This is a genomic window from Burkholderiales bacterium (genome assembly GCA_035543335.1).
Classification (GTDB): Bacteria; Pseudomonadota; Gammaproteobacteria; order Burkholderiales; family JAHFRG01; genus JAHFRG01.
On the sequence record DASZZH010000028.1, the window covers coordinates 160765 to 172788 of the forward strand.

Annotated in this window: 11 protein-coding genes; 3 read left to right on the forward strand and 8 right to left on the reverse strand. The window is 58.3% G+C overall.

All coding sequences use genetic code 11. From position 1 onward, the window contains the following. Nucleotides 1–116: 116 nt before the first annotated feature. Entirely contained in the window at nucleotides 117–3797 is a 3681-nt protein-coding gene (gene metH / locus VHE58_08145; protein HVS27250.1) for a methionine synthase, read from the forward strand. 35 nt (nucleotides 3798–3832) lie between these two features. Beyond that, nucleotides 3833–3973: a DUF2905 family protein gene (locus VHE58_08150; GenBank protein HVS27251.1), complete on the forward strand. Its 141-nt coding sequence runs from the start codon at nucleotides 3833–3835 to the stop codon at nucleotides 3971–3973. Nucleotides 3974–3979: 6 nt separating this feature from the next. On the opposite strand, the gene VHE58_08155 is transcribed toward VHE58_08150, so the two are convergent. The 4 genes from VHE58_08155 to VHE58_08170 are packed head-to-tail and all read right to left on the reverse strand — an operon-like array spanning nucleotide 3980 to nucleotide 7784. Beyond that, nucleotides 3980–5038, reverse strand: coding sequence for a spermidine/putrescine ABC transporter substrate-binding protein (locus tag VHE58_08155; protein ID HVS27252.1), 1059 nt, complete (start codon nucleotides 5036–5038; stop codon nucleotides 3980–3982). Beyond that, entirely contained in the window at nucleotides 5035–5814 is a 780-nt protein-coding gene (locus VHE58_08160; GenBank protein ID HVS27253.1) for an ABC transporter permease, read from the reverse strand. Before VHE58_08160 ends, VHE58_08155 begins: the two co-directional genes overlap by 4 nt. Continuing rightward, nucleotides 5807–6706, reverse strand: a complete 900-nt coding sequence (locus VHE58_08165; GenBank protein HVS27254.1) for an ABC transporter permease — start codon at nucleotides 6704–6706, stop codon at nucleotides 5807–5809. Before VHE58_08165 ends, VHE58_08160 begins: the two co-directional genes overlap by 8 nt. Then, nucleotides 6699–7784, reverse strand: a complete 1086-nt coding sequence (locus tag VHE58_08170; protein HVS27255.1) for an ABC transporter ATP-binding protein — start codon at nucleotides 7782–7784, stop codon at nucleotides 6699–6701. Before VHE58_08170 ends, VHE58_08165 begins: the two co-directional genes overlap by 8 nt. 155 nt (nucleotides 7785–7939) lie before the next feature. Between VHE58_08170 and VHE58_08175 the strand changes: the two genes are divergently transcribed. Then, the gene (locus tag VHE58_08175) at nucleotides 7940–8683 is read left to right on the forward strand and encodes a sulfite exporter TauE/SafE family protein (GenBank protein HVS27256.1); all 744 of its coding nucleotides are present in this window, start codon (nucleotides 7940–7942) and stop codon (nucleotides 8681–8683) included. 139 nt (nucleotides 8684–8822) lie between these two features. Here the strand turns inward: VHE58_08175 and VHE58_08180 are convergent, their stop codons facing one another. From VHE58_08180 to ubiB, 4 genes are all read right to left on the reverse strand, one after another. Beyond that, nucleotides 8823–9077 (reverse strand): hypothetical protein, encoded by a 255-nt coding sequence (locus VHE58_08180; protein ID HVS27257.1) that lies wholly within the window; start codon nucleotides 9075–9077, stop codon nucleotides 8823–8825. Nucleotides 9078–9106: 29 nt separating this feature from the next. Continuing rightward, nucleotides 9107–9460, reverse strand: a complete 354-nt coding sequence (locus VHE58_08185; GenBank protein ID HVS27258.1) for a hypothetical protein — start codon at nucleotides 9458–9460, stop codon at nucleotides 9107–9109. A 47-nt stretch (nucleotides 9461–9507) separates the two neighbouring features. Continuing rightward, nucleotides 9508–10338 carry a hypothetical protein gene (locus VHE58_08190; GenBank protein HVS27259.1) on the reverse strand — a complete coding sequence of 277 codons (831 nt, stop codon included), beginning with the start codon at nucleotides 10336–10338 and terminating at the stop codon, nucleotides 9508–9510. Between the two features lie 134 nt (nucleotides 10339–10472). Beyond that, nucleotides 10473–11990 carry a ubiquinone biosynthesis regulatory protein kinase UbiB gene (gene ubiB, locus VHE58_08195; GenBank protein ID HVS27260.1) on the reverse strand — a complete coding sequence of 506 codons (1518 nt, stop codon included), beginning with the start codon at nucleotides 11988–11990 and terminating at the stop codon, nucleotides 10473–10475. Nucleotides 11991–12024 lie beyond the last annotated feature (34 nt).

The following is a 12024-nucleotide window of genomic DNA, read 5'->3' on the forward strand; positions in this document are numbered from 1 at the left end:
AGCTTGCGGGCGCGGGAACCTGGCACAGGTTCCAACAAATACTGCTAAAGCGAGACTGGAACCCGTCCGCGTTAAGCAGAACGGGTTTTTTATTTTTATCAAGGCGAATTTGAAGCATGCACGCTTCCTTGCTCGAGGGACTGCTTAAACAGCGTATCCTGATTCTGGATGGCGCGATGGGTACGATGATCCAGGGCCACAAGCTCGCGGAAACGGATTATCGGGGGAGCCGCTTTGCCGATTTTGCGCATGACTTGAAGGGCAACAACGATCTCTTGACGCTCACCCGGCCGCAGGTTATCCGCGACATACATTCGGCGTACCTGGAAGCGGGCGCGGACATCATCGAGACCAACACCTTCAATTCCAACGCGCCGTCACAGGCGGATTACCATCTCGAGCATCTGGTCTACGAACTCAATTTAAGCGCGGCCAAGCTCGCGCGCAAAGTGGCGGAGGAGTTCACCGCCAAAACGCCGGACCAGCCGCGCTTTGTCGCGGGCGCTCTCGGCCCCACCAACAAGACCGCCTCGATCTCGCCGGATGTGAATGACCCGGGTTTCCGCAACATCACGTTTGACGCGTTGGTTGCGGCTTACTCCGAAGCCGTGCGCGGTTTGTTCGACGGCGGCGTGGATATCCTTTTGATTGAAACCATTTTCGACACGCTCAACGCCAAGGCGGCGATTTTCGCCGTCGAGCAGTATTTCGAGGAGTACAAGCGGCGCGTGCCGGTGATGATTTCCGGCACCATTACCGACGCCTCGGGGCGCACACTCACCGGCCAGACTACTGAAGCGTTCTGGAACTCGGTGCGCCACGTCCAGCCAATTTCGATAGGCCTTAACTGCGCGCTTGGCGCGAAACTGATGCGCCCGTATATTGAGGAGCTGTCGAAGATTGCCGATACTCATGTTTGCGCCTACCCCAACGCCGGGCTGCCCGACCCGCTTTCGCCCACCGGCTTTCCCGAAGGGCCGCAAGACACCGCCGGATTCCTGAAGGAATTTGCGCAAAGCGGCTTTATCAACATCGTCGGCGGCTGCTGCGGCACCACGCCCGCGCACATCAAGGCGATACACGACGCGGTCAAGGACTTGCCGCCGCGCAGCGTGCCGAAGAGTGAGAAGAAACTGCGCCTTTCCGGCCTTGAGCCGCTCAACATCGGCGATCAGTCGCTCTTCGTCAACATCGGCGAGCGCACCAACGTCACCGGCTCGAAAGCCTTTGCCCGCCTCGTTCTCAACGGCGACTACGCGGAAGCGATTTCCGTTGCGCGCAGCCAGGTGGAAAACGGCGCGCAAATGGTGGACATCAACATGGACGAGGCGATGCTCGATTCCAGGCAGGCGATGGTGAAATTCCTGAACCTGATTGCTTCCGAGCCCGACATTTCGCGCGTGCCGGTGATGATTGATTCCTCGAAGTGGGAGGTGATCGAGGCCGGCCTGAAATGTGTGCAGGGCAGGTGCGTGGTGAATTCCATCAGCATGAAAGAAGGCGAAGCGGAGTTCCTGAAACACGCCCGGCTTGCGCGCCGTTACGGCGCGGCGGTGGTGGTGATGGCTTTCGACGAGAAAGGCCAGGCCGACACGCTCGCCCGCAAAATCGAAATCTGCGCGCGCTCGTATCATTTGCTGCTGAAGGAAGCGGGCTTCCCGCCCGAGGACATCATCTTCGATCCTAACATTTTCGCCATCGCCACCGGGATTGAAGAGCACAACAACTATGGCGTGGATTACATCGAGGCGACCCGGGCGATCAAGCGCGCCCTGCCGCACGCCAAGGTAAGCGGCGGGGTGTCCAACGTTTCGTTCTCGTTCCGCGGCAACGACGCGGTGCGCGAAGCGATTCACACCGTATTCCTGTATCACGCGATTCAAGCCGGCATGACCATGGGTATCGTCAACGCCGGACAACTCGGCGTGTATGAGGAAATTCCCGCGGAGTTGCGCGCGCGCGCGGAAGACGTGGTGCTGAACCGCCGACCGGATTCCGGCGAGCGGCTGGTCGAATTCGCCGAAACGGTGAAAGGACAGGGCAAAGTTCTGGTTGAGGACCTGTCCTGGCGTAAGGCCACGGTGGAAGAGCGGCTCAGCCACGCGCTGGTGAAAGGCATTGACGCTTTTATTATCGAGGACACCGAGGAAGCGCGTCAAAAAAACGAGCGGCCGATTCAAGTCATCGAGGGGCCGCTGATGGACGGCATGAACGTGGTCGGCGATTTATTCGGCTCCGGCAAGATGTTCCTGCCGCAGGTGGTCAAATCCGCGCGCGTCATGAAACGGGCGGTGGCGCATCTCGTGCCTTACATCGAGGAAGAGAAGCGCAAATCCGGCGAAGTGCAAAAACCCAGGGGCAAGATTGTCATCGCCACCGTCAAGGGCGATGTGCACGACATCGGCAAGAACATCGTCGCCGTCGTGCTCCAGTGCAACAACTACGAAGTGGTCAACCTCGGGGTGATGGCGCCCTGCGAGAAAATCCTGCAGACCGCACGCGAGGAGCGCGCCGACATCATCGGGCTCTCCGGCCTGATTACGCCCTCGCTCGAGGAAATGGCGCATGTGGCGAAGGAAATGCAGCGCGGCGGGTTCACCATTCCGCTTTTAATCGGCGGCGCGACCACTTCGCGCGTCCATACCGCGGTGAAAATCGAGCCGGGCTACAACGGCGTGACCATCTGGGTGCCGGATGCGTCGCGCAGCGTGGGCGTGTGCAGCAATCTGCTCTCGGATGAATTGCGCGAGGGCTACCTGAAGAATATTAAGATCGAATACGAAAAAGTGCGGCAGCAACACAAGGACAAGAAAGGCCAGCCGCTTTTGAGGCTGGCTGAAGCGAGAAACAACCGCTTCAAAATCGACTGGAAAAGCTGCGTGCCGCCGAAACCGCGCTTCACCGGCCGAAAAGAGTTCCGTGAGTATCCGCTTAAGGAAATCGTCCCCTGCATAGACTGGACACCGTTTTTCCAGACCTGGGAGCTTTCGGGCCGTTATCCGGCGATTTTGCAGGACAAAGTGGTGGGCGAAGCCGCGCGCAATCTGTTCCAGGACGCGCAGGCGATGCTCAAGCAAATCGTCGAGGAAAAATGGCTGACCGCGAACGCGGCAATCGGATTGTTTCCAGCAAACTCGGCGGGTGATGACGTCGATATTTACACCAATGAATCGCGTGCCAAAGTGGCGATGACGTTTCACAACCTGCGCCAGCAGAACGTGAAGCCGCAAGGCAATCCCAATCAATGTCTCGCCGATTTCATCGCGCCGAAAGAGACGGGCGTCAAGGACTATATCGGCGTGTTCGCCGTGACCACGGGCATCGGCATTGACACGCGGGTCAAGGCGTTTGAGGAAAAGCACGACGACTACAACGCCATCATGCTGAAAGCGCTCGCCGACCGCCTGGCCGAAGCGTTTGCCGAGCACATGCATCTGCGGGTGCGGCGCGAATTCTGGGGTTATGCGCCGGATGAGAATCTCGACAGCGAAGCGCTGATTGCCGAGAAATACCGCGGCATTCGCCCCGCGCCCGGCTACCCGGCTTGCCCGGATCACACTGAAAAGCCGGCGTTGTTTGATTTGTTGAAAGCGCCGGAGGTCGGCATCATGCTTACCGAAAGTTTCGCCATGCTACCCGCCGCTGCAGTGAGCGGATTTTATTTCTCGCATCCCGAATCAGGCTATTTCGCCGTCGGCAAAATCGGCAAGGACCAGGCCGAGGACTATGCGCGCCGCAAAGGAATGAGTTTGACGGAAGCGGAAAAGTGGCTGGCGCCGGTGTTGGCGTATGATTAAATTATCGGGGCAGCCAAACGGCCAGGGGTGTTGAGATGAACGACGTTGAGAAGTTTATTGTCAATCTCGGCTCGCCGGGCGTCGAGAGAAGGGGTTTTGTCTTTTACTTACCAATTACCAGCGGTCTGATTATTTCGGCGGCACTCACCCTGTTGCTCTGGATTTTCCGCCGCTAGGCGAGCTTATTTCAGCTTGATCTCGGTCCACATGCGCGACATGACACGGCGCTGCTTGCGGTCGAAGTCTTTCATGAACTCCAGATGTTTAGTGGTTTCCGCATCGGGGAAAATGGCGGGATTCTGCGCGATTTCCGGCTTGATGTAGGGGAGCGCCGCGGCGTTGGGATTGCCCGCACCGATCAGATTGGTGAGCTCGGCGGAATTTTCGCCCTCGAGCATGAAATTGATGAACTTGTGCGCGAGATCGGGCCGCGGCCCGGATTTGTGCAGGACCATGCTGTCCAGGCCAACCACCGCGCCTTCCTTGGGAATCCGCCAGCCGATACTGAACTTCCGCGCGGCTTTCTTCGCATCCAGCGCCGCCTGAAAAAAATCGTTGGAATAGCCGTGCGCGAGCCAGATGTTGCCCACTGTCAGTTCCTTGATGTAGCTCTGCGCGTTGAACGCCGCCCAGTACGGCTTGGCGCGGATTATGAGGTCGCGCGCCTGTTTCCATTTTTCCTCGTCGGTGTCATTGATTGAATAGCCCAGGTATTTCATCGCCGCCGCCATCAGCTCGCGCTGCGAATCAAGCACGGTGACGCGGCCTTTTACTTTCTGCAGATACTTCGGCTCGAAAATCACCGCCCAGGTGTCGGTGGGCAGCTTAAGCTCCTGCATCTTCTGCTCGTTGTAGCCAATGACCGTGGTGGAATAGGCATAAGGCGCCGAGTATTTATTGCCCGGATCGAAATCGCGATTCAGGAATTCGGGCTTGAGATTTTTTAGATTGGGCAAAAGCGACTTGTCGAGCGGGCGCAGCGCATTCTGCTTGATGAGCGAATCCACCGCGTTTTGGGTGGGCACGATGAGGTCGTAGCCGGTCGCGCCAGCGGCGAGCTTCGCCAGCATTTCCTCGTTGTCGCCGTAATAGTCCTGTACCAGCCTGCATTTGCAGAATTTCTCGAAACGCCCGACCGTGCCTTCGGAGATGTAATTGTTCCAGTTATAGAGATGCAGCGCGTCTTCAGCAAAAGCACCGCGGCAGCAGAGAAACACTAAAACAAACAGCCAGCGCTTCATCTGGCGGCACCGCGCAGCGCGTCGGGCGCGAATTTCGAGGCAATGATGATGGTAGTGAGTGTCAACAACATGAGCAGAGTGGAGACGGCGTTAACCTCGGGAGTGACCGCAATCTTGATCATCGAATAAATCTGCAGCGGCAGCGTGGTCACGCCGACGCCCACGGTGAAAAAGGTAATCACAAAATCGTCAATCGAGAGGGTAAACGACATCAACGCGCCAGCAATCACGCCGGGCATGATGAGGGGAAAGGTGACCAGCCTGAAGCTCTGCCACGGCGTCGCGCCGAGATCGCGCGCCGCCTCGAAAATGCTCTCGTCCATGCCGGCGAGCCGCGCCCGCACCACGATGGCGACAAAGCCGATGCAGAACGTGATGTGGGCGATGATGATGGAAAGCATGCCCAGCGTGAGGTTCAGCACCTGGATGAAAAACAGCAGCAGCGAAACGCCGAGCAGGATTTCCGGCATGGCGATCGGCGTCATGACCATGAACGGCAGAAACTTCAGCTTGTGGCGGTGAATGGCGATGCCCGCCATGGTGCCAAGCGCGGTGGCCGCGAGGCTGGAAACGACGGCGATGGTGAGCGAATTGATTGCTGCGCCTATCATCTGCTCGTCGTTGAACAAAACGCTGTACCAATCAAGCGTGAAGCCCACCCATTCGGCGTTGAGCCTTGAGTCGTTGAACGAATACACCACGACGATGACGAGCGGAACGTAGAGGAAGGCGTAAACCAGCGCCGCGATGATCCAGAGCATGGCGCTTCTATGCATTTCTTACACCTCTGCGGCTGATCCATGCGGTGATGCTCACGAGCGAAAGCACGGCGATGGTGAGCATGATGGAAAGCGTGCTGCCGAAAGGCCAGTCGCGCGTGCCGAGGAATTGGTCTTTAATCAGGTTGCCGATGAGAATATCGCCGGTGCCGCCGAGGATGTCGGGAATGGCGAACATGCCGAGCACGGGAATGAACACCAGCGCCGCGCCGGAATACACGCCTGGGAGCGACAACGGCCAAGTGACCTTCCAAAATCTATCCCACGCGTTGGCGCCCAGGTCTTGCGCGGCATCCAGCAATACCGGGTCATGCTTTTCCAGATTGGTGTAAAGCGGCAGCACCATGAACGGCAGGTGCACATAGACCATGCCGACCAGCACCGCGAACGAAGAGAACAGCAAAAGCACCGGCTCGATGCCGAAAAGTCCCAGGAAATGATTAATCACCAGGCTGAATGCCGATTGCGGCCCGAGGATAATCATCCAGGCGTAAACCCGAATCAGAAAATTGCTGGCGAAGGGCAGAATCACCAGCAGCACCATGAAGTCGCGGTGCCGCTTCGGGCTGCGCGCAATCAAGAGCGCCAGCGGATAGGCCATCAACAGGCATATCAGCGTAGTGGCGAGCGCCACGCCGAAGGACTTGATGAAAATCTGGGTGTAGATAAAGTCGCTGAAGAAGAATTGATAAGTCTCCAGCGTGAGGCCCGCTTCCTTTCCGGGTTCGGCGCCGAAAATCGGTGCCAGCCCGCCGTAATCGCCGGGATAGCGGAACGACGCCACCACCATGATGAGGCTGGGCAGCAGGAAAAAGAGGAAAAGATAAAGAAACGGCGGTCCGCTGATGAGCCACTTGGTGACGCGGGCGGGGTTCAACAAATTAAGCATTCAGAAAGATTCCCGCGTCGCGTCGCCACGCTACTTCGACGGTATCGCCGATTTCGAAGAATTTGGCGCGTCCCGGTGCCGAGTTGGGCAGCAGCGCCTCGACGCGGGCGCCATTGTTGAGGTCAACGATGTAGGTGGTGATGTCGCCGATGTAAAGAAAGTCGCGCACCTTGCCGGGAAAGTGGTTGTCATTCGCCACATCCTCGATTTTGGCGGCGATGCGCACCTGCTCCGGGCGCAGCGCCAGCACTCCTTTCTGGCCGGGCGAGGCGCCGGTTTTGGCCGGCGCCCGCACTTCGCCCATGCCGGGAATGCGCAGGCGCAAATGCTCGGAGGTCGTTTCCACCACTTCGGCATCGAGCATGTTGATGTTGCCGATAAAGTCGGCGACGAAGCGGTTGACCGGGAAACTGTAGATTTTCGAGGGCTCGTCCATCTGCTCGACTACGCCCGCATTCATCACCGCGATGCGGTGCGAGAGCGCCAGCGCCTCGGCCTGCGAGTGGGTGACGAACACGAAGGTGATGCCGACATCGCGTTGCAGGCTGATAAGCTCGATTTGCATTTCCTCGCGCAGCTTGGCATCGAGCGCGCCCAGCGGCTCATCGAGCATAAGCAGGCGCGGGCGGTTCACCAGACCGCGGGCGAGTGCGACGCGCTGCTTCTGACCCCCGGAAAGTTCATGCGGGAAACTTTCGCCTTTATCCGAGAGATGAACCAAATCCAGCACCTCTTTGACTTTGGCTTGAATTTCCTCCGGAGGCTTGCCCGCCATTTTCAGCGGAAACGCGACATTACCCGTTACCGTCATGTGCGGAAACAGCGCGTAACTCTGGAACACGGTATGAATCGGACGCTTCTCCGGCGGCGTGCCCGCGAGGTCCTTGCCGTCGAGCAGAATCTGGCCGCCATCGGGCAAATCGAATCCGGCGATCATTCTGAGCAGCGTGGTTTTGCCGCAACCCGAAGGGCCAAGCAGGGTAAAGAATTCTCCTGCCTCGATATTGATGCTGACGTTGTTGACTGCGGTCAATTCGCCGAAGCGCCGCGTCACGTTGCGAATTTCCAGAAGCGCCATGCACAGTCCCAAAAGAAAAGTGGCCTATTCTAGCAAAAAGCGGGGCCATGATGCCGCGGCTTGCTGACGGCAACCGGAGCGTGTATAAAACGTGGGAACAATATTAGCCTGCCCGGCCCCGTGTTTTTTGCGGCGTGAACCGTGCGCAAACTCTCATGACTGTTGAAAGCATTATCGCGCTCGCGATCCTGATTTTTCTTGCCGCGCTGTTGTATTCGTCGGTGGGCCACGCCGGCGCTTCGGCTTACATCGCGGCGATGGCCTTGTTCAGCGTAGCGCCTTCCGTGATGCGGCCCGCCGCGCTGACGCTCAACATTCTGGTCGCGGTGATTACGACTTTCAAGTATCACCGGGCGGGATTCTTTTCGTGGCGTGTATTCTGGCCGTTTGCGCTGACTTCGGTGCCGCTTGCCTTCATCGGCGGCCGGACGGCATTGCCCGATCCCATATATAAGGTGCTTATCGGGCTGGTTTTGCTCTATGCCGGGTACCGCATTTTTGCCACCGCAGCGCACCCCGACGCTGAGCAGCCGAAATCGCTGCCGCTGAGCATGGGGCTGGTTTGCGGCGCCATCATCGGATTTATTTCGGGTTTGACCGGAGTGGGCGGGGGAATTTTTCTCAGCCCGGTGCTGATATTCAGTTTGTGGGCCACGGTAAAGCAAACCTCTGGAATTGCCGCCGCGTTTATTCTGGTGAATTCGATCGCAGGCTTGCTGGGCCTGCTTTCGATGCATCCCGCGCTGCCGCCGGGCCTGCCTTGGTGGGCGCTTGCCGCCTTATCGGGGGGATGGATGGGGGCCGAACTCGGCAGCCGGCGCTTCGCCAACCCCGTCATTCGAAAATTGCTGGCGCTGGTGCTGCTGATTGCCGGCTCGAAAATGATTTTCACCGCCTGAATACGCAAAGCCGCAGACGCAAATCAAGCTTTCCCGCGCGCGGAGTTGGGCATTTTTTTCATCCTAGCCTGGATGATTGGTATCCCTCCGGAAAAAAGAAAGCGCACCCGCGGGTCACGGGGGCGCTTCTTGGAGAAGGTTAACGTCCAATCCGCTCAGGCCGCGCGCCCTTTTCCGGACGCTCCGCTTTCTCAGGCCGTTCCGCGTTCTCGATGCGGTCGCGGTCGTCTCTGTCGCGGCGTTCCGCTCTTTCTCCGCGCTCCTTGCGCGCGTCGATATCGTGCGCTTTTTCGGCCTTTTCGCTTCGCACTACGTCACCCAGCTTGAATCCAAGTAAGTTGGCCACCTTGCCCCAGCCGTTGCCCTGGCTTCTCAAGGTCAGAATACCCGGCACCGTGCTTGTACCTGTGGTGAGTTTCCCGCCTAACAAAGCGGTCTTAATTTGCTCAGGCGAAGGGTTATAATGTTTAGTTTGGTGAATTCCGCTCTTGCCAGCGACAACGCGATGTTCACGTTGCCAAAGCCCATCTTACCGGTGGGTGGCGTGAACGTCGTACCGTCGAGCGTAACCTCGGTGCCGTTGCGCAAGCCGGTGACCAGGGCTTCGGCGTTCGCATCGGAGCCGGCAAACTCGGTGAATTCCTTGGTCAGCCTGTCGGTGACCACCGCGGGCGAGCCGGACGTGACGCTGGTGCCGTCTGCGGCATGCGCCGCGGGGAGGCCAGCCACGAGGAACGCCGCGCAAATTGCCGCTGCGATTTTGCTAGTCTTAAACATGGATTTCTCCTTCAACATAAAAGGGACTTGCAATACATATAACGCGGCTAGAATTTATAGGAATACGACAGCCCGCCGCCATAATCAGGGCTGCCGCTAGAAAAACCTCCCAAGACATAAACCTGGAATTTGGAGACCGGCGTCACTTTATAGCTTACGAACGCCGTAATCTCGCGCACCTCGCCGGTGCCGGCGGAGCTCGCCTGGGCGAAGTCATAGACCAGTCCACCGCTCGTCAACTGTAAAAATTTGTAACTTCCGCCCACTGAACCGAAGAACACATTGCGCAGGTTGATGCCGGGAGGGTCGCCCAAGAACCTGTACCCGGCCGAGCCGAATAGAGAAAAAGCATCGAACGACTTAGTGACGTCACCTTGTATCGAATAATCGTTTTCCCCGGTGCCAAGGCCTTTTCGCTCGTCGGCGGTGCCGAACTTGATTTTGCCGGTCACATCGACCAGTACGCCTTGCGACCCTAAATCGAGCAGGTTGTAGGATGCCGCCGCGATGATGTCGCCCAGACCCGAGTTGGTCGCGCTCCCGACCCGGTTATCCTCGAAACCGCCGTTGCCGCGGCCACGCCTGCCACCGCCTTCGTTTTCAACGACGATGGGACTGATGCCGCCGACCACGTTGCCGGCGCCCGATATCCGAATGTAAGGAACGGTAAGCTTGAGCGAATACAGATTCGTTTCGAATTTGCCGGTGAAGGGCACATACAAAATATCGGTCCGGGTCGCGCCGCCGTATGTGCCCGAAGTGTAGTCTGCACCGAACGATATGCCGAAATGGCCGTCCTCTGCACGCGCCCCGCCCGCTATGAAGGCCGTGGCAAGGGAAACCGCTGCCAAAAGCGACTTGTGTTTAGTCCCATTCATAATTGTTTGTCTCGTCGAAAAATTTATTTTTACTTTGGTGGTGCCGATGGTAATCGTTTCGAAAATGCATTGCAATGAAGAAAGCACAACTGTCGTCAAATGACGACAGACACGCGGAAGGTCTTGGAAATAGTTTAGAGGATAAAAACAAGCCAAACGAGAATCGCGGCGAGCAGGACGGCAATTGCCGCGAGCCAACGGTTCTGCCGCTGGTGCTCGATGCGCAGTAGTTGCAGCTGCTGTTGCAGGGCTTGCGCACGGTCGTCCGTCAGCGCGCGGTGAATGAGACGAGGCAACTGTGGCAGCAGCGCGCCCCAGTGCGGCGCTTCTTCGCGAACCCGGCGGACGAGTCCCCGCCAGCCCACTTGCTCGCTCATCCAGTGCTCGAGGAAAGGCTTGGCGGTTTTCCACAAATCGAGATCGGGATCGAGGTCACGCCCCAGCCCTTCGATATTGAGCAGCGTTTTCTGCAGCAGCACCAGCTGCGGCTGAATCTCGACATTGAAGCGGCGCGAAGTCTGGAAGAGCCTGAGCAGGAGTTTCCCGAAGGAAATTTCTTTTAACGGCCTGTCAAAAATCGGCTCGCACACCGCACGGATGGCGGTTTCGAATTCATCCACCCGCGTGTCCCTGGGAATCCAGCCGGATTCGATGTGCACTTCCGCCACCCGCTTGTAGTCGCGGCGGAAAAACGCGAGGAAATTCTGCGCGAGATAATTCTTATCGACATCGTTCAAAGTGCCCATGATGCCGAAATCGAGCGCGATGTATTGCCCTTGCGGATTGACCTGGATATTGCCCGGGTGCATGTCGGCGTGGAAGAAGCCGTCGCGGAACACCTGCGTAAAGAAAATCTCCACGCCGGCGCGCGCGAGCTTCGGGATATCCACGCCAAGATCTCGCAGCCGCTGCACCTGGCTGATCGGCGTGCCGTGCATGCGCTGCATCACCATGACTTCGTTTGCGCAGTAATCCCAGTGCACTTCGGGCACGATCAACAGTGGAGAATTTTCAAAATTGCGGCGCAACTGGCTGGCGTTTGCCGCCTCGCGCATCAAATCCAGTTCATCGTGCAGGTGCTTTTCAAATTCCCTCACCACTTCGTGCGGCTTAAGGCGCTTGCCGTCCTGCCACAGGGTTTCAATCAATCCCGCGCCGATGTCGAGCAGCGCGAGATCCTTGGCAATCACCACGGCGATTCCCGGCCGCAGCACTTTCACCGCGACATCGGTGCCGTCGTGCAGCACCGCCAAGTGCACTTGCGCAACCGAAGCGCTCGCCACCGGTTCGCGCTCGAAATGCCTGAACACCTCGTTGAGCGGCCGGCGGTACACCCGCTCGAGCAGGACGACGGCTTCAGCGGATGGGAAAGGCGGAACTTGATCCTGCAGCTTGGCGAGCTCGTCGGCGATGTCGGCGGGCAGCAAATCGCGCCGCGTGGAAAGCACCTGGCCGAATTTGACGAAGATCGGCCCCAGCACCTCGAGCGCCAGGCGTAGGCGAACCGCGCGGGGCTTCTCCAGCCTGCGCCAGAACAGCAGGAGCTTGAGCAGCACGCGAAGCAGACGCACCCGCTCGTGGCCGAGGAAAAACTCGTCGAGCCCGAAGCGCACGCTAATGCTGATGATTTTAAGGAGGCGAAACAGGCGCATGCGCGGATTGTAACCGTGGCATGTGAGGCCGGCT

Excerpts from the sequence above, each read along its gene's own strand:
- VHE58_08165 (HVS27254.1), bottom strand. The coding sequence starts at position 6,706 with ATGCTTAATTTGTTGAACCCCGCCCGCGTCACCAAGTGGCTCATCAGC.
- VHE58_08175 (HVS27256.1), top strand. The coding sequence starts at position 7,940 with ATGACTGTTGAAAGCATTATCGCGCTCGCGATCCTGATTTTTCTTGCC.
- VHE58_08170 (HVS27255.1), bottom strand. The coding sequence starts at position 7,784 with ATGGCGCTTCTGGAAATTCGCAACGTGACGCGGCGCTTCGGCGAATTG.
- VHE58_08155 (HVS27252.1), bottom strand. The coding sequence starts at position 5,038 with ATGAAGCGCTGGCTGTTTGTTTTAGTGTTTCTCTGCTGCCGCGGTGCT.
- VHE58_08190 (HVS27259.1), bottom strand. The coding sequence starts at position 10,338 with ATGAATGGGACTAAACACAAGTCGCTTTTGGCAGCGGTTTCCCTTGCC.
- VHE58_08150 (HVS27251.1), top strand. The coding sequence starts at position 3,833 with ATGAACGACGTTGAGAAGTTTATTGTCAATCTCGGCTCGCCGGGCGTC.
- VHE58_08160 (HVS27253.1), bottom strand. The coding sequence starts at position 5,814 with ATGCATAGAAGCGCCATGCTCTGGATCATCGCGGCGCTGGTTTACGCC.
- VHE58_08185 (HVS27258.1), bottom strand. The coding sequence starts at position 9,460 with ATGTTTAAGACTAGCAAAATCGCAGCGGCAATTTGCGCGGCGTTCCTC.
- ubiB (HVS27260.1), bottom strand. The coding sequence starts at position 11,990 with ATGCGCCTGTTTCGCCTCCTTAAAATCATCAGCATTAGCGTGCGCTTC.
- metH (HVS27250.1), top strand. The coding sequence starts at position 117 with ATGCACGCTTCCTTGCTCGAGGGACTGCTTAAACAGCGTATCCTGATT.